The 16,372-nt window shown below is 60.9% G+C and carries 13 protein-coding genes; 5 read left to right on the top strand and 8 right to left on the bottom strand.

Annotation, left to right across the window (positions count from 1 at the left end; all coding sequences use genetic code 11):
* Positions 1 to 35 precede the first annotated feature (35 nt).
* The 3 genes from B2246_RS15735 to B2246_RS15725 all read left to right on the top strand — a co-directional run bounded on the left by B2246_RS15735 (position 36) and on the right by B2246_RS15725 (position 4,012).
* Entirely contained in the window at positions 36 to 1,538 is a 1,503-nt protein-coding gene (locus B2246_RS15735; protein WP_286881925.1) for a class I adenylate-forming enzyme family protein, read from the top strand.
* 62 nt (positions 1,539 to 1,600) lie between these two features.
* Positions 1,601 to 2,758, top strand: a complete 1,158-nt coding sequence (locus tag B2246_RS15730; RefSeq protein WP_214608533.1) for an acyl-CoA dehydrogenase family protein — start codon at positions 1,601 to 1,603, stop codon at positions 2,756 to 2,758.
* A gap of 87 nt (positions 2,759 to 2,845) precedes the next feature.
* A complete protein-coding gene (locus B2246_RS15725) occupies positions 2,846 to 4,012 on the top strand; it encodes a porin (protein ID WP_286882032.1) in 1,167 nt (388 codons plus the stop codon).
* A 141-nt stretch (positions 4,013 to 4,153) separates the two neighbouring features.
* Here the strand turns inward: B2246_RS15725 and B2246_RS15720 are convergent, their stop codons facing one another.
* Positions 4,154 to 4,972, bottom strand: coding sequence for an enoyl-CoA hydratase/isomerase family protein (locus B2246_RS15720; RefSeq protein WP_286881927.1), 819 nt, complete (start codon positions 4,970 to 4,972; stop codon positions 4,154 to 4,156).
* A gap of 235 nt (positions 4,973 to 5,207) precedes the next feature.
* Between B2246_RS15720 and badI the strand changes: the two genes are divergently transcribed.
* Complete coding sequence (badI, locus tag B2246_RS15715) at positions 5,208 to 5,987, top strand: 2-ketocyclohexanecarboxyl-CoA hydrolase (RefSeq protein WP_286881928.1); 780 nt, start codon at positions 5,208 to 5,210, stop codon at positions 5,985 to 5,987.
* Positions 5,988 to 6,057: 70 nt separating this feature from the next.
* Positions 6,058 to 6,753 carry a TetR/AcrR family transcriptional regulator C-terminal domain-containing protein gene (locus tag B2246_RS15710; RefSeq protein ID WP_286881929.1) on the top strand — a complete coding sequence of 232 codons (696 nt, stop codon included), beginning with the start codon at positions 6,058 to 6,060 and terminating at the stop codon, positions 6,751 to 6,753.
* A gap of 329 nt (positions 6,754 to 7,082) precedes the next feature.
* Here the strand turns inward: B2246_RS15710 and B2246_RS15705 are convergent, their stop codons facing one another.
* From B2246_RS15705 to B2246_RS15675, 7 genes are all read right to left on the bottom strand, one after another.
* The gene (locus tag B2246_RS15705; protein WP_008652041.1) at positions 7,083 to 8,141 is read right to left on the bottom strand and encodes a 3-keto-5-aminohexanoate cleavage protein; all 1,059 of its coding nucleotides are present in this window, start codon (positions 8,139 to 8,141) and stop codon (positions 7,083 to 7,085) included.
* 981 nt (positions 8,142 to 9,122) lie between these two features.
* Positions 9,123 to 9,551, bottom strand: a complete 429-nt coding sequence (locus B2246_RS15700; RefSeq protein ID WP_286881930.1) for a hypothetical protein — start codon at positions 9,549 to 9,551, stop codon at positions 9,123 to 9,125.
* A 358-nt stretch (positions 9,552 to 9,909) separates the two neighbouring features.
* The gene (locus tag B2246_RS15695) at positions 9,910 to 10,209 is read right to left on the bottom strand and encodes a putative quinol monooxygenase (protein WP_008652039.1); all 300 of its coding nucleotides are present in this window, start codon (positions 10,207 to 10,209) and stop codon (positions 9,910 to 9,912) included.
* A gap of 135 nt (positions 10,210 to 10,344) precedes the next feature.
* Positions 10,345 to 11,871, bottom strand: coding sequence for an argininosuccinate lyase (locus tag B2246_RS15690; protein ID WP_081596878.1), 1,527 nt, complete (start codon positions 11,869 to 11,871; stop codon positions 10,345 to 10,347).
* Positions 11,872 to 12,161: 290 nt separating this feature from the next.
* On the bottom strand, positions 12,162 to 13,862 hold the full coding sequence (locus B2246_RS15685) for a sensor domain-containing diguanylate cyclase (RefSeq protein ID WP_286881931.1): 1,701 nt from the start codon (positions 13,860 to 13,862) through the stop codon (positions 12,162 to 12,164).
* A 683-nt stretch (positions 13,863 to 14,545) separates the two neighbouring features.
* On the bottom strand, positions 14,546 to 15,382 hold the full coding sequence (locus tag B2246_RS15680) for an undecaprenyl-diphosphate phosphatase (RefSeq protein ID WP_008652036.1): 837 nt from the start codon (positions 15,380 to 15,382) through the stop codon (positions 14,546 to 14,548).
* A gap of 163 nt (positions 15,383 to 15,545) precedes the next feature.
* The gene (locus B2246_RS15675; protein ID WP_008652034.1) at positions 15,546 to 16,337 is read right to left on the bottom strand and encodes a MotA/TolQ/ExbB proton channel family protein; all 792 of its coding nucleotides are present in this window, start codon (positions 16,335 to 16,337) and stop codon (positions 15,546 to 15,548) included.
* Positions 16,338 to 16,372: the final 35 nt, after the last annotated feature.

Here is a 16,372-nt window from a genome sequence, read left to right as displayed (position 1 = left end):
GAAAGAAAGAAAAAAGCAAAAAAATGGAGACCCGTATGTCTACAAATTTCACAAGTGATCAATGGGTAGCGCTGCACGCCAGCCGTCAGGCGGACAAGGTGGCTTTGCAGGACGAGCGCGTGTCACTCAGCTACGCGCGACTCAATGAGCTGGTAGGGCAACGAGCCTCGCTTCTTGCCGAAGCGGGCGTGCGCAGCGGCGATGCTGTGGGCTTGTTGGGGTCGCCTACCTTGGAGTGGGCCGTAGCGTATCTGGCGATCTCGCGTGCCGGCGGTGTACCGGTAGGTTTGAACTATCGGGAGACTCCGCAATGCATCTCGGACCAGATGCGCAGCGCCGGCGCGGCGTTCGTCTTTCACGATGCAGCGCGCCGCGAACACATTCAGGTTCCGGATGCCGTTTGCATGCAGCTCGAGGCGGTGCTTCAGGTTCCACCCGGCACCCGGGAGGCAAAAACAAGGCCCGTCGATGGCGCCGATATTGGCGTGATTCTGTACACGGGCGGAACAACTGGCAGCTCCAAAGGTGTCGAGCTGACACACGAGAACCTGCTGTGGAACGTGCTCAACGAGATCTCCGCGGGCGAGCTGACGCCGGCCGACCGTGTAGTGATCGCTACCGCCTTGCATCACTCGGCCGCGCTCAACACGTGGCTGCTGCCCCATCTGTATCTGGGAGCCACGGCAATCCTGATGGGGGACTTTGATCCGAGGCGTTGGATCGACATGATGGTGCGCTTCAAGGCGACGAATAGCTTTACGCCACCAACCATGATCCGGCAGATCCTGGATGCAGCGCGCCCAGGCGACGACTGGAGCAGCTTTACAAAGTGGTTCTCCGGTGCAGGAATTCTGTCGCATAGCGACCGCGAGGAGATGACTGCATTGTGTCCAGGGTTGCGAATCTACTACCAGTACGGCTTGACCGAGGCCGGCCCGATCGTTACATGCCAGGGCCCGGATGAGTACGCGCTCAATCCGCGCTCGTTAGGGCGCGTGGTCCGGCATTTCGAGGCCAAGGTACTGAACGACAAGGGTGAAAAAGCTGCGCTGGGTGAAGTGGGTGAGCTGGTGGTGCGCGGTCCTTCCGTCATGAGGGGGTACTTTCGCAAGCCGGAGGCTACCGGCAAGGTTCTGCGCGACGGCTGGCTGCATACCGGCGATCTCGTGATGGAGGATGAACACGGCTGCCTGACATTCCACGATCGCGCGAAGGACATGATCAAGACTGGCGGGTTGAACGTGTTCAGCCAGGAAGTTGAAGCGGCACTGGCAGGGCATCCGGCCGTGTCCGAGGTCGCGGTGATCGGTTTGCCCGACGCCAGGTGGGGCGAGCGGGTGGTAGCCGTGGTGAGTCTGAAGGCGGGGAGCAGCGCGACCGAACAAGACATTGCGGACCACGGCCGCCAGCGGCTGGCCGGGTACCAGGTGCCCAAGCAGGTCATCTTCATGCCAGTCAGCGAGGTACCCAAGAACTACCTTGGCAAGACCCTGAAGCAGGATCTGAAGGCATTGCTTCGGGACAGCGCGGCGGCCTGAGTGGCCACTTTTGGAAACGCACTGCCCGGCATCGGGCAATGGTGATGAGAAGGGTCAGGAAGATGATGGATGAGCATGATTCAGAAGAACTGCTGAGCAGCCTGAGGGAAACGGTTCGCCGCTTCGCTCAAGCAGAGATCGCGCCGCTGGCGCGCAGGATCGATCAGGAGGATTGGTTCGCGCGGGCGTTGTGGCCCAAGTTGGGCGAACTGGGCGTGCTGGGGCCGACCGTGTCGGAAGAGTATGGCGGCGCCGGCCTGGGCTATCTCGCGCATGCCGTGATCTCCGAGGAAATCTCCAGGGTTTCCGGTTCGGTGGGGATTTCCTACATTGCCCACTCCAACCTTTGCGTCAATCAGATTCACCTTCATGGAACGGACGAGCAGAAGCGACGCTTCCTGCCAGACCTCCTCAGTGGTGAGGCGGTTGGCGCGCTCGCGATGAGCGAAGCCGGTGCTGGCTCGGATGTCGTGTCGATGACCTGTCGCGCACGGTTGGACGGAGACGTCTATCGCCTGAACGGCACCAAGCTCTGGACCACCAATGGGTGGCATGCCGATACCTACGTCGTCTATGCAAAGACGGAGCCGGGGGCTGGGAAAGCCGGCATCACTGCATTCATTGTCAGGCGCGACAGCCCCGGCTTTGAAGTGCGCCAACGTATGGACAAGCTTGGGATGCGCGGATCGGGAACCTGCGAACTGGTGTTCGAGGATACCCCTGTTCCCGTCGAGCAGGTTCTCGGTACCGTCAACCACGGAGTGCGCGTGCTGATGCGGGGACTGGACTACGAGCGCCTGGTCGCTTCGTCCGCATGCGTTGGCTTCATGCAGGCCGCGCTCGACATGGTGTTGCCCTATGTGTCCCAGCGGCGCCAGTTCGGGCAGGCGATCGGGGAGTTCCAGTTGATTCAGGCCAAGCTTGCTGACATGTACACGCGGCTGAATGCCTCCAGGTCATACCTGCACGCCATGGCAGGCAGGGCCGATCGAGGTGAAAGTCTGCGAAAGGAATCCGCGAGCGTGATCTTGCTCGCCGCCGAGTCTGCGACGCAGTCCGCATTGGACGCCATTCAGTGCCTCGGGGGGAACGGGTACGTCAATGACTACGACGCGGGGCGGCTACTGCGAGATGCAAAGCTCTACGAGATCGGAGCGGGTACCTCCGAGATCAGGCGCGTCCTGATTGGACGAGAGCTGATGCGCGAAGCAAACGGCTGAATGCGTCGCGGGGGTGACGTTCGATTCCACGGGGATACCCGTACTACAACGAGAGAAGAGAGAGGAGACTACCGTATGAAGCAGCGCATGAAGCTTGGGGGCATCGCCATTTCCGCATTGCTTGGCTGTGCGAGCAGTGCCTTTGCACAGTCGGGTGTCACGCTCTATGGTGTGGCTGACATCAACCTGGAGTACGCCAATCACGTCGGTGCGATTCCGACTGCCGCCAATCAGTTCAACCCCGGCCCGTCCAACAACGTGTTTCGTATGGACTCGGGCGGGATATCGGGATCGCGCTGGGGCATTCGCGGCACGGAAGACCTGGGGAGCGGCATGAAAGCCCTTTTCGTTCTGGAGAACGGATTCAATCTTGACTCGGGCACGCTTCAGCAGAGCGGCCGATTGTTCGGTCGCCAGGCATTCGTGGGCGTGCAGAAGGATGGCGTCGGTCAACTCAGCCTGGGCCGGCAGTACGTCTCCATGTTCGATGCCCTGGCCAACTTTTCCCCCGCCGCGTATGCCACGCAGTACGCGCCGACTGTGCTGCTGAACGGCCCGAACTATCGCGCGGATAACACCATCAAGTACACCGGCCAGTTCGGCCCGGTGACTGCGCTGGCGCACTGGTCGTTTGGTGCAGGGGTGGCATTGCCCCAGACGGTTGGCGTGGCGGTGCCAATCGGCGGCAATGGCGAAGTGCCCGGCCAGTTCCGTCGCGATAGTGCTTATGGTGCTGCGCTAACCTATTTGCAAGGGGCCATTGGATTGACCGCTGGCTATGACCAGTGGAACCCGACCATTGGCACAGGCAGCGGCACTATGAAAAAGGCCGCGGTTGGCGCCAGCTATAGCTTTGGCAGCGTTGCGAAGATCATGGGGGGCTACCGCTGGGGGCAGAACAAGGATGCAGCGGATGTGGTGACCCAGCGTGACGATTTCTTCTGGATTGGCGCCAACTATCAAGTGACCCCGGCCATCGCGCTGACGCTTGAGTACGACTACGACAACGTCAAGAGCCTCTTCGGCGATACGCACGTTGCAAATCCCTGGCAGATTGCGTTCATTGCGAATTACGCCTTTTCCAAGCGAACTGACCTTTACCTGTCCACCGCTTACGCCAAGAACGCTGGTCTGATGATGGAGTCGCTGGCGACAACGTTCGCCAACAGCTTGGCACTGGGCAACAGCTATGTGCTGGCCAACGGCCAGAGCAACATGATTGGCGTGGCGCTTGGCATCCGCCATAAGTTCTGACGGCTCTTCAGGCTGGCTCATGGCAACCGCCTAGGCCAGCCTCACTGTAATGCCTGCTCGTGGCCGCCAATGATTCTTGTGGGGCGGCCATTTCCTTTTGCATCAACCACGGCGGCGCTTATCCACGCCGCGCCGCCATTCCTAGGCATCCTGGAAACGCGGTGCCCGCTTCTGAGTGAATGCCTCGATTCCCTCCCTGGCGTCTTGCGTGGCCATCACGCTGGCGAAGACTTCCCGTTCCTCTGCCAGCGCGGGAGCCAGATCGCGCCGTGATTGGCGACGAAGCAATTCCGTGCAGGCGCGGACCGCGCGTGGTGCCCGCGACGCAATCGTCGCTGCCAGATCGAGTGCGGCGTTCAGCAGCTCGCAGGCGGGCAGAACCTGGCTGATCAGTCCACATTTGAACGCACGGTCCGCGTCAATCGGGGTTCCGGTAAGAATCATCTCCGCCGCCAGCGCAGGCGATATCGATCGGGGTAGACGCGTACAGCCACCCGCGCCGGCCAAGATCCCAACCGAGATTTCTGGCAATCCGAAGCGAGCAGTGACGGATGCGATCCTGATATCGCATGCAAGCGCAAGCTCCAGGCCACCGCCCAATGCGACACCGTTGATGGCGGCGATCAGGGGCTTGCCAGACGGGGCCCTGTGCGTGACGCCGGCAAATTGCGGATCGTCCGTCCCCTCGCTTAGCGTCTCGGCAAGGTGAGGCAGCATAGTCGGAATATGTGCGCCGGCACAGAACGCGCGATCACCAGCCCCAGTAATGACGATGCACTGGATGTCCGCGTTTGCCCCGAGACCCTGTAGCACCCGTTCCAGTGCCGCGTTCAGTTGCGGATCGATGGCGTTCATCCGCTCGGGGCGGTTGATCGTGACCAGGGCCACGCCGGGGCGTGGGTTATTGACAAGCAAACCTTCCGCGCCTGCGCTATTGGCATTGGATACAGCATCGAACATCTACAGTCTCCTTCATGTTGGCAGTTTGGCCCCGTTCACGGCATCCACTTTGATCAAAGTGTGTTCATGAAAACTGGAGCAGGGAATCGAGAGCAGCACCAACGGCTGCCTCCTGCCGTGTATCATACAAATACTTACGGACGTTTGTACGTTTATTTGCTGAATGATTGGAGCGAACCACGCGTCGGTGAGCAGAGGGCTGGAGAAGACTTCCTCAACTTATGGAGTGCAACGAATGTACCAAGATATTCTCTACGCGGTCCGTAACGGCGTGGCATGGATCACCATCAATCGCGCGGACAAGATGAACGCCTTCCGTGGCACCACTTGCGATGAACTGATCAAGGCGTTGTACAAAGCCGGATACGACAAGAGCGTGGGGGCCATCGTGCTGGCGGGAGCTGGTGATCGCGCTTTCTGCACTGGCGGCGACCAATCCACCCATGACGGCAACTATGACGGCCGCGGCACGATCGGATTGCCCATGGAGGAACTCCACGCGGCCATCCGCGACGTGCCCAAGCCGGTGATCGCCAGGGTCCAGGGTTTTGCCATTGGTGGCGGCAATGTGCTGGCCACCATCTGCGATCTCACGATCTGCTCGGAGACGGCCGTCTTTGGCCAGGTGGGTCCCAAAATGGGTTCAGTCGACCCCGGTTATGGCACAGCGTTTCTGGCACGTGTGGTCGGGGAAAAGAAGGCACGCGAGATCTGGTACATGTGTCGCCGCTACAGCGGCCAGGAAGCCGTAGCCATGGGGCTGGCCAACCTCTGTGTGCCACACGAAGAACTCGATGCCACCGTCCAGCAATGGGGTGAGGAACTGTGCGAGCGCAGTCCGACCGCTTTGGCGATCGCCAAGCGCAGCTTCAACATGGATACCGCGCACCAGGCTGGAATTGCCGGCATGGGCATGTACGCGCTCAAGCTCTACTACGACACAGAGGAATCGCGGGAGGGCGTTATGGCACTCAAGGAAAAGCGCCGGCCCGAGTTCCGCAAGTATGCAAAATAGTGGGAAAATTTCCGCAAACCAAGGACCCGTCATGCCCCGGCGGGGTATGACGACAAAGGACTAGTCAAGCATGGCAAGACCCGCTGGCGTCAGTGGCGCCGAGACGATGCGCTCGATTCGCAAGGCCGCAATTGCCCGCATTTACCAGTGCGGCTTCGAGGCGATGAACCTGCGTGATCTGGCTGCGGATGTCAATCTGCGCGTTGGATCCCTCTACAACTATGTGCCCCAAAAGCAGGAGTTTCTTGCGGATTTGCTGGAGGATATTCTGCAGGAGCTGCTGACAGACCTCCATGCGCGAATGGCCGACGTCGATGACCCGATGGAGCGCTTGCGCCGTTTTGTGAAGTTTCACATTGAATGGCACACGGCACGGAAAGAGGAAGTCTTCATTGGAAACATGGAACTGCGCAGTCTCTCCGCAATGCAATACGAGCGGGTAGCCAGCCTTCGGAAGCGGTACGAGCACCATTTGCAGGAAATCCTGGTGGCAGGACAAGCGAGCGGCGTTTGGACTTTGGCAGATGTGCGTGTGACGACATTTGCCATGTTGTCCATGCTGACTGGAGTTTGTACCTGGTATAGCGGCAGCGGCCGCCTTAGCCAGACGCGCCTGATTCGCGTCTACGAGGACCTCGTTCTCAAAATGCTGGGCATTGTTCCGACCTCGGCATCGGGTTTCGGCGACCAGAAACCTTCGGCGCGTGCAACAGAAAAGACTATCAGCCGCTCCCGAGCGAAGCAGCCTCGCCGCTCCGATGCCTAGGCGTTATCAGCTAGCTGCCTCGCGATATCGCGTGTTGGAAAGTGGCAGTCAACGGAGGAGCGACGTCAATCGGATAGGCTCCAGCCACAATGCTCGGGTTGGGCAGTCCTGCCTTGTGCCGGTCCTTCAACTAGTGGCTGAAACTGGGGGCAACACCGCCATTGGAACGCGGACCATCGAATTCCCGCTCCTGGCAGGACTCAGCCGCACGCCATCAACCCTCCGCAGAAATTGCCGCTGAACCAAGAAAAACGCCCTCTCAAATTGAGAGGGCGGCGCAGACATCGACGTTCGAAGGGGCGCTAAGGCCCCCAAGAGCGGAAGCCTGATCAGGCAGCCTTCTGCAGGAAGCCTTGGCGTCCACCGTTTCGATTGGGTGCGAACCCGTTGGCCTCCAGCGATTCTTCTACCGTGTCATAGAACACGCCGATCTTGCACATTTCGCGCGCTTCCTTGGCGGTAGCGATCGGGCGGCTCAGCTCGCGAGAGATGCGCACCAGTTGCTCGATCTGTGCTGCGGTGCCAATCTTCTTCGTCCGCGTCTGGTTCCAGAGATTGTCTTCCGTGCCACAGCGAACATGCAGGCCCATCGCAATACCGATGGTGTTGACTGGCAGCACGTTGAGTACCGAGCTTTCCACCGTCACGACTGCGCCATCCGGCACACCGCGCATGAAGTTGGCAAGGCTGTAGACGGTCGGCGAGTCCATGCCGCCGCCAATTGCCACCCAGTTCATGACCAGCGGGCCTTTGTAGATCCCGCGGCGCATCAGCCGTTCCACGGACTCGAAGCTGTTGACGTTGTAGCACTGGAAGGCGCTCTGGATCCCCGCCGCGGTCAGGCGGCGGACGTGCTCCTCCACCCAGCCCGGCTGCGCCGGCACGGTCATCTCTTTGTACGCATTGAAGACCGCGGGATCTTCCATCGAGCTGCCCACGATATCGCGGTGGTCGAACTGCTCGAGAACGTTCATCTGCGACGTATTGACCGTGACCGTCACTTGGTCGGGCTTGGGGTCGAGTTCGGCCAGCATGTGGCGCGTGTCGTCCGAGAGCCACTTCGCTGCCGCGCCTTCGGTTTCAGGAGCGAAACTGATGGATCCGCCGACCTGGATAATCATCTCCGGCACGCGGGCGCGGACGCCGGCGATAAGCTCATTGAACTTGGACAGACGCTTGGAGCCCTTACCGTCGAGTTCGCGCACATGCAGGTGCAGCACGGTGGCGCCGGCGTTGTAGCAATCCACCGCTTTCTGGATTTGCTCCTCCATGGTGACCGGGATCTCCTCGGGAAAGTCCGACGGAACCCACGAGGGCGCATAAGGCGCAGCGGTGATGATCAGCGGTTGCTGGTTTTCGGGGAACAGGTGTCCGTCAAGAAAGTTCATGGCAGGTCCGGGAAGAGAGATTGTGGAGCTTGGCTTTTGGCGCTACCACTTCCCGCAAATATGAAGTACGGGAAGTGCCGGCTTGGTGCTCCTGTAGATCAAGAACTGCCACAGGCTCGGGGTAGCGCTGCCGGGTTTAATCGAGACCGATACCGACTGGCCCCAACCCAGCCATTATTTGCGAAGATCGGCCAGTTCATTTGTCATATGGGGACATAGATTTAACGAACCGGGACACCCCCTCGGAACCCCTAAGTAAAGACGCGAGGCCAAATGCACTCCCGCGAGCAGGCGGGATAGAAGCGGCCGTCAGAATAGGGCGGCGAGCATCGCGCCTGGCCTGGAGTCGAAAGGCTATTCGCAAGATTCCGGGAAACCAGACGGTGGGCGAAGCGCAAATGGATGCCACGGTGGGTGGCCGCTTCAGCATCGACACGTTTGTTTGGCATTGGCGAGGATACGGGCCAACCAGTGACTCCCGACTACAAACCGCCGTTCAAGTTCACGGGCGACATCCGGCAAGTCGCCATCCGGATACGGAAGCCCAACTGGCAGTGAACGGGTCCACGAGCATTCAGGGTTCGAGCTCGGTCGAGAGGAGCCCAGTGGTCGGCGGGTCGACGAGCGTTTTCGAACAAAAGCCTTCGCTGATGACTGCTGCCTATGCCACAGCAGTCATACAGAACCGGGCACACACGAATTCGAGAATGGCCGATCGCCGACCTCGACGAAGCCAGTGGGGATAACTGCTCACAGGCTCACGGCACGAGCATGTTCCACGCACTGAGATCCGCCATGCGTGGTGACAGTCCTTGTTCGATCAAAGCGCAGGCATTACGTCCTGATACGCCACGGTTTCCTACATTGGGCGTCACTGGTAGATTCCGTGCAGACTCCCCTTGTAGGAACAGCCGTCACGCACGCGACCGTGCGCAAAACGCCCCGTGATGCCGTGCCTTCTCTTGGATTGCCCAGCAACTGTCAGGCCATTTCACTGACAGCTTCGTCAGCCAGCGCGACCTCGGTCTTATCGGTCACCGTGCTTGCCGCTATCTCGCTGTCGACCTCGGAAACCAGGTCGCCCAGACCGATGGCGACCGTGATATTCGGCGTCCAGTTCTTGCGGTCGGTGCTGACCTCGGCAAACGTGGTCACCGTTGCGGTGTAGCCCTGCGCTCTGAGGTCGTCGGCTAGCCGTTGCGCGCGCGGTTCCAGCGCTGCTTGCGGGTTGTCTTCGTTGATGTCGAGTACCAGTGTGGTCTCGAATTCTTCCTTGCCCTTCTGGATTGCCGTTTGCATTGCCTTCAGTTGCTTGTTCGCGAGTGCGACGAGCTTGCTGTACCTGGATTCTTCCTGGCTGGCGCGAAGTGCCTTGGCGGCGTTGATGATTTCGGTGCGGTCCACGAACATGATTGCCTTTCGATGTGGAGAGGAGAAAGCGCAGGCGCCGCACGGGCTTGGCTGCAGGAGCCAGCTTTTCCGGGGCGCGGCGAGTACTGTATAAATATACAGTACTCGCCGGCGAACCGGCAAGGAGTAAAGGGTGAAATTGTCTGACAGCGGAAGATCTGGTGAATCGCGCTTTGGTGAATCGCGCTTCGGTTGGTACGTCCAGACTAAAAGCGGCACTGCTCGGAACTGATCGAGTCCCGCACTGGTGGGAGCGCGCGAGACCTCTCCTGGGTCGGGCTGAGGTTGGGTAGCTTGTACTGCCCGATGCGGGCCGTTGCGCAATGCCGCCGCACGATTCGTTCCGAAGCGGTTGCCTCTAGCGAGCTGCTAATCCCTGGCCGCCAATCGGCGTTGTCTCGAACCGTTCGCCGAAACCCGCGATGAGTGGTTTGCCGCGCGCGATGGCTTGTTGCACTGACGGCAAAGACAGGGAGGCCCGATGGCTATCTTGGCTGTCCCAGACCTCCGTGATCCAGATCGCATCAGCATCATCCGGATCATGCGCAACGATGTAGCTCAAGCAGCCAGGCATTCCGCTAACGCCCTCAAGGAGGATCGAGACTAGTGCCTCGCGTTGTCCAGAAATGACCTTCATCTTTCCAATCAGTCCGTACATCCTTGCTTCCTCACCATAAAAAACCCAACTTACGTCATCTTGAGCCAATGATGGCCGAGCGTGGTGTCTCAGTCGATCACTGGCTGGCTTCACCTCGCGCCGCTATCGAGACAGAACCGCAGTGGGCATTGGCGCCTACTTCAGCAACTTCTCGAAATCCCGGTCGAGTCGGCCCAGCGAACCAGCGATCGCCGACCGCCGCTCGCGGATCCACGCATCCTGTTGTGCCAGTTGTCCCTCGGACGCCTTCAGCATGCGATCCATCTCTGCTGGCTGCGGTCCGCCCACCGTCACGCGATGTTTGACGATGGCCACCGGATCGAGCGCCGCGCGAAACTCCGCCTCGCTCATCGGAAACGCCCCACCACCGTAGTCGCGCACAGCTTCGCCATAGATGCGCTTCGCCTCGGCATAGGGGAAGGCACTTGGCTTGATGTCGTGCGCCTTCGCATAGTCCACCAGGTTCGACGCAAAGTGATGGCCGACGCGGAACGGCAGCTTGTACTTGCGCATCAATTCGTCGGCCAGTTCCTGCGACGCCGTCCAGTCGCTGTCCAGTTCATCCAGCGCGCGCTGCCGATCGATCACCAGGGACGTCATGATGCGGTCCAGCCCCTTCAATGTCGTGATTGCGCTCTGCACCATCTGGCCATTGGTAACGGCATCCTTGGCATCGGACATGCCCGGCGGCAGGTTGTGCGCGCGGATCACCGGCCCCATGGCCAGCGTAATCGCTGTGGAGGCCTTCTCGCGCGTGGAATTGAGCAGCCCTGGATTGCGTTTCTGCGGCATCGCGCTGGACACATAGGTATTGCCACCGCCCTCCTGCAGCAGGATCCAGGGGCGCGGCTGCGCATACTGCGTCATCACGTCCTCGATGAAGCTCCCTGTGTGCAGGGCGATGCTGGTCACGATCGAGCCCACTTCCACCGGCAGGTCCACGGCGCTGATCTGCGACGCATCATAGGCGTTATCCACCAGCGCGGAAAAACCGAGGTAGCTCGCCATTCGCGTGCGGTTCAGCGGCCAGCCCGTGCCGTTCAGCACCGTCGTTCCCATCGGCGAGCGATCGATACGCTGATAGGCTTCCCGCAGGCGCTGGGCATCGCGTTCCAGACCCGCATTGATGCCGAGCAGGTAGTGGCCATAACTGTTGGGCTGTGCGGCAACGCCGTTCGTGTAGTTCGGCACGATGGTTTCGGCGTGCTGCCGCGCCAGCTTGACGATGGTGGCGGAGGTCTTGTTGAGCTGGTCGGCCAGCGACAAGACTTCCTCGCGCAACATCGCCGCGCGCACCGTGGCGAGCATGTCCTGGCTCGAGCGGCCGGCATGGATCAGCGTGACTTCCTGACCTGCGGCCTGAATCATCAGTGGCTCGAAAGTAATTACCGTCGACGGTCGCTGGCCGCCGGGCTTGTCGCCATTGGCCAGCACCGTGGCAATGCCGCCCGCCACGCGCGGCGCCAGCGAGCGATCCAGCAATCCTTCGTCGGTATTGATGACCGTCGATGCCTTGTTGATCTCCCCTAGCCAAAAAAAGGCATCGTGGTCTGCGCCGCCCGCCGCGAATGCGGCTTGGGGGCCGACCGACATCATCAGCATGGCTAGTGCGGTCAGCCTGGCCAGCGATTTGACTCGGCTGTGCAGTCGGGGGGTAGGCATGTAGTCTCCAGAGGTGTTTGCTTGTTCGGACAGAATTCCGGATTCTAGGGTGAAATCGCCGATTCGTGGAACACGTGACATTCAGCCTGTGGTGCGCGTTGCTGCTGTGCTCCGGTGATACGAAGGCAACGCCGGATATATCGAAATGGTGTCTCGATGCTCGAACGCTTGGCCAGGGGCGCCTTGGGCCTTGCAGCTTCGGGCGACGGGCTTGGAGGCCCGCGCCCGCCCGTTGCTGAGGCGGAACCCGACCGCAGGCCCCGCTCATGACTGATTGGTTCTTGATAAAGCTAGCAGTTATGAGTCACTGCCATTGGGCTGGCCACAGAGACACGGTTGCGTCCATTCTTCTTGGACTGGTACAACGCGTGGTCGGCGCGCGCAAGCGCCGCAGCCATGCTGTCGCTCGCGGCCAATTCTTCCGACGTAATCTGGGCGACTCCGACGCTGATGGTGATCGCGATGGACTGGCCATTGAACGTCACCGGTTCGGCGGCAATCCTCGCGCGAATGCGCTCGGCCGTTTCCACCGCTCCCTTCAGGGAAGCATGGGTCAGGGCTGCGACGAATTCCTCGCCGCCGAAACGGGCGGCGATGTCACCTTCACGCAGGGCGCTCCGCAACAGGCGGGCCACGTGCCTAAGTACGGCATCGCCGCCGTCATGTCCGTAGGTGTCGTTGACCCGCTTGAAGAAGTCCAGGTCGAAGGACATCACGCTCAGGGGCTGTCCATGGCGCCGCGCCTGGCTGCGCGCGACCCGGGCCCACTCGTCGAAGCGCCGACGGTTCGCCAGTTCGGTCAGGGGATCGTACTGGGCCTGCCGGGCCAGGCGTTCGCGTTGCAGGAACTTGTCATTCGCATAGTGCAATAGCATCCACTGCAGGACGGCCATGGCAAGAAACGCACCGGCGCCCAGCCACGCGCGCATGTGCCAGCCATGCAGGAAGGCCTTGTCGGATGCGGCCACCACCATCACCCATCTTCCCTGGTTGATGTTCAGGAACACACCGTACCGGCGCACGCCGTCGATGAGCGAGACGAAGCGGTGGACCTGCAGCGCTGTATCGCCGGCCAGAACCATCTGACGTGCGACGGACGCGTCCGCATAACCGGGGAGCGGCGGGTATCCACCCATCCGGGCTAGTACGTGGCCGCTGTCGCGGTCGACCACGGTCACGACACCTCCTGCGCCGAGGTCAAAGCCCCGTATCTCGATCTGCAGGTACCGCCGCTTCAAGGTGGCATTGGCGAGGTAGCCAATGATGCTGCCCAGGTAGCGCCCCTCTGCGTCGTACACGGCGCGATAGACGAGGAAGCCTTGGGAGTCCGAATGGCTCGTATTGCCACGCCAGAAGAAAAGCCTCTCGTTCACGCCCGGCTGGCGAAGGTCCCTGGACACGGGGCCTTCCCGAAAACTGTCGAGCAGGGCCTGGTCGACTGGAAAGATGCTGCTTCTGCCGATGATGTCGCCGTTTGCATTAGTGATGAACACGGCGTCCAGCCAGCCCTGGGCCAGTTCACGTTCGAGGAACGGCTCGGCGTCAGCGATGGGGACATCGCGGTTAAGCAATACGGCGTCGCCAACGACACGCAGTTGATAGCGCATGGCCTGGAGGCTGGTGTCGAATTGCTCCGCCTTCAGCAAGGCCGTGTTGCGCAGGACGCGTACCGTGTCGTTCTCGATACGTGCCCGTTCGAACATCAGGTAGGCACCGATGGATGCTGCCTGGATGAGCAGGAAGAGCAACAGGAGACCGCGCCGGACATTCAGACTCAGGTGACGCTGGCTGTACTCGATGGATCGGCTCAGCGCCATGCTCGCTGCAGCCATTTTGATGCTCCTGTGGTCTCGGAGGATTCCGGGCACCGACTTACTGGAGAGTTCAAGGTACGGCTTGCGAGCAGATCGATCTTTACTTGTCGCGCCAAGGCCATTGCCTTCGATGACAGTGGAAGCACCGAGGCTGCACAATCTGCGCGCGATCAACATCGGTCTGCCCGGCCGCCCCTGCGGTGCTAAACGCCGTGGACGCCAGCACAGGCTTGCTACCTTGCCGGGCACAACGCGAAGTATCGTCAGGGGGGCTCTTTGCCAAATCGATGCCTATTGGCGATCTCCTCGCGCACTTGCAGCGCGAGGGTTCCGATAAGGAGCGGCCGAACGTCACCGCAAGGCCGAGCAGTCGGCGTCAAAAAGGGAACGGCTTGACAGTGGCCGTGTCGCTGCAGGCCATGAGGCATGGGTGGCCAAGCTAAAGTCCGATAGCTCTGCTGATCCGCATTCATTGATCTCAAAAAAAGGCACCCCCGTAGCCGGGGGACTAGCGGGGGCGATCAAGGGATCGCAGGCTGGCTCAACGCGGGCCTGCCCCAGGAGTGTGCATAGGCGATTCGTGGCCGTGTGTTCGACTTCGCACGCAACGCAGTGATCGAGCAAGAACTTCGGGGCGGTGGCAGGCTGCGGATTCCCGACATCAACTTCCCGTGGATCGGACTCTCTGCGCGTGCAAATCTTGATTCACAAAATGCCCGGGCCGATCCACCCATCCGCGATGGCTCTGCACGCGTGAATGAAGGGCGCACTTTTCGGCGCGCCATCAGGGAGTGACGTCGGGTGCGGCGCAGTCATCTGGGCTGGTAAGAATGGCAGGCACGGCTCGAGCAGGCGCAGCTTTACCCGGCGAACGTCCACACGACAACCGACGCGACCAGGCAGTAGCAGCCGAACAGGTACCAGCGCCCCTGCTCCAGCCAGCGCGACAGCCAGCGCAGGGCCACCAAGCCGGCGATGAAGCTGAACACCATGCCTAGCAGGCTCGGTGCCAGCAGGTGCAGCAGGCCGTCAGTTGCGCCCGCATGCGCCTTGAAGAAGCGATAGCCTTCCTTGGCGATGACGGCTGGCGTCAGCACTACGGCCAGCGCGAAGCTGAACTCCTCGGCGCGGCGGCGCTCCACACCCAGCAGCATCCCGCAGGAGATCGTCGCGCCCGAACGCGACAGTCCGCGGAAAGGCAGGCACAGCCCCTGCACGGCACCAACCCAAAGGGCTCGCTGGCCAGTCAGGTCTTCGGTGGCTGTACTGGAGCGCCTAGAGGACACGATGATCAGAACGCCAGCCACAGCCAGACTGACCGCCATCAGCCTGGTATTGCCAAAGAGGTGTTCCACCTCGAAGCTGTCGGCGCCGCCCATCACGGCATGCTTGATGATGTACAGCAGGGCCAGCCCGACGACGCCCGTGGCTGCCGTGGCCACCGCCAGCAGGACACCGTTGTTCCACAGTGCCTTGGTCGATGAGAAATACGTCTGCTGCCACGAGCGCCAGAAATAGGCGATGACCGCGAACATCGTGCCCGTATGCAACATCACAAGCATCAGAGTCATGTCGGGCGAGGTCGGGTCCAGCCCCAGCCATTTCTCGGCCAGGATGACGTGCGCCGAACTGGAAACCGGCAGCAACTCGGCAAGGCCTTGGACACAGGCCAGGATGATGATTTGAAGCGTGGTCATGTGATGCTGTGTATCTGCATAGCGCCATGGATGGCTACGCTAATGTTGGGGCCGAAGATTGCTTTGCGCATTTTCCGACATCCTTCCGAAGGGCGGCCGCTTTCTGCGTGCGTTGGGCAACATAGGAAACCAGTCGACGGTCATGCTGCGATGGCCAGACGCACTAGGCGAAGGGTTCGTCCGAGCGCCATGCAGCTCTCCTTCCTGCGTCTGCTGAGGAGACTTTATTCTTGACGGCCAGTCGCACCGACGCGTCATTGGCGCGTGTGCCACCAGTGGTCGGACGCACGCGCGCGCCGGTCACGAAATAAGCATGCAGGTCGTGCGCGAAGCGGTTCAGCTTGCTGATGACGCCCTTGTTTCCACGGCTCAGCGCGTTGTAGCCGAGCACGGCCGGGATCGCCACGGCCAGGCCGAAGGCGGTCATGATCAGTGCCTCGCCGACAGGGCCGGCAACCTTGTCGATGGTCGGTACGCCCGAGGCGCCGATGCCGATCAGCGCGTGGTAGATGCCCCACACGGTACCGAACAGGCCGACGAACGGTGCGGTCGAGCCTACCGACGCCAGCACGGCCAGGCCCGATTGCATGCGTCCCACAGCCTCATCGATCGCGCTCTTGAGCGAACGGGTCAGCCAGTCGGAAATGTCGAGCACGTCGCGGAGTTGTGGCTGGCTGGCATGGTGGTGCTGCGTGGCCTCGCGGCCAGTGATGGCCAGCGTCCGGAATGGATTGGCTCCGTTAGCGCCGAGTGTATCGAGCGCGTGGTCGAAATCGTCGGCGTGCCAGAAATGCTTCTCCGCGCCATGCGCCATCTTCTTGATGCGAACCAGATCCCACGCCTTGGTGAGAATCACGATCCAAGACAGTACCGACATGATCAGCAGAATGATGGCGGTCGCGCGTATGACGAGATCGCCTTGCGACCAGAGATGGGAAAGTCCGAGGTCTTGCATGGTAGTTCCTGAAAAGAGTCAGTGTTGAGATCAAG

It is taken from the genome of Cupriavidus sp. UBA2010 (assembly GCF_002335265.1).
Lineage (GTDB): Bacteria > Pseudomonadota > Gammaproteobacteria > Burkholderiales > Burkholderiaceae > Cupriavidus > Cupriavidus metallidurans.
This window is presented reverse-complemented; position numbering and strand designations above follow the sequence as displayed.

Excerpts from the sequence above, each read along its gene's own strand:
- B2246_RS15695 (WP_008652039.1), bottom strand. The coding sequence starts at position 10,209 with ATGTACGGACTGATTGGAAAGATGAAGGTCATTTCTGGACAACGCGAG.
- B2246_RS15675 (WP_008652034.1), bottom strand. The coding sequence starts at position 16,337 with ATGCAAGACCTCGGACTTTCCCATCTCTGGTCGCAAGGCGATCTCGTC.
- B2246_RS15735 (WP_286881925.1), top strand. The coding sequence starts at position 36 with ATGTCTACAAATTTCACAAGTGATCAATGGGTAGCGCTGCACGCCAGC.
- badI (WP_286881928.1), top strand. The coding sequence starts at position 5,208 with ATGTACCAAGATATTCTCTACGCGGTCCGTAACGGCGTGGCATGGATC.
- B2246_RS15725 (WP_286882032.1), top strand. The coding sequence starts at position 2,846 with ATGAAGCTTGGGGGCATCGCCATTTCCGCATTGCTTGGCTGTGCGAGC.
- B2246_RS15710 (WP_286881929.1), top strand. The coding sequence starts at position 6,058 with ATGGCAAGACCCGCTGGCGTCAGTGGCGCCGAGACGATGCGCTCGATT.
- B2246_RS15700 (WP_286881930.1), bottom strand. The coding sequence starts at position 9,551 with ATGTTCGTGGACCGCACCGAAATCATCAACGCCGCCAAGGCACTTCGC.
- B2246_RS15680 (WP_008652036.1), bottom strand. The coding sequence starts at position 15,382 with ATGACCACGCTTCAAATCATCATCCTGGCCTGTGTCCAAGGCCTTGCC.
- B2246_RS15720 (WP_286881927.1), bottom strand. The coding sequence starts at position 4,972 with ATGTTCGATGCTGTATCCAATGCCAATAGCGCAGGCGCGGAAGGTTTG.
- B2246_RS15690 (WP_081596878.1), bottom strand. The coding sequence starts at position 11,871 with ATGCCTACCCCCCGACTGCACAGCCGAGTCAAATCGCTGGCCAGGCTG.
- B2246_RS15730 (WP_214608533.1), top strand. The coding sequence starts at position 1,601 with ATGATGGATGAGCATGATTCAGAAGAACTGCTGAGCAGCCTGAGGGAA.
- B2246_RS15705 (WP_008652041.1), bottom strand. The coding sequence starts at position 8,141 with ATGAACTTTCTTGACGGACACCTGTTCCCCGAAAACCAGCAACCGCTG.
- B2246_RS15685 (WP_286881931.1), bottom strand. The coding sequence starts at position 13,862 with ATGTTGATCGCGCGCAGATTGTGCAGCCTCGGTGCTTCCACTGTCATC.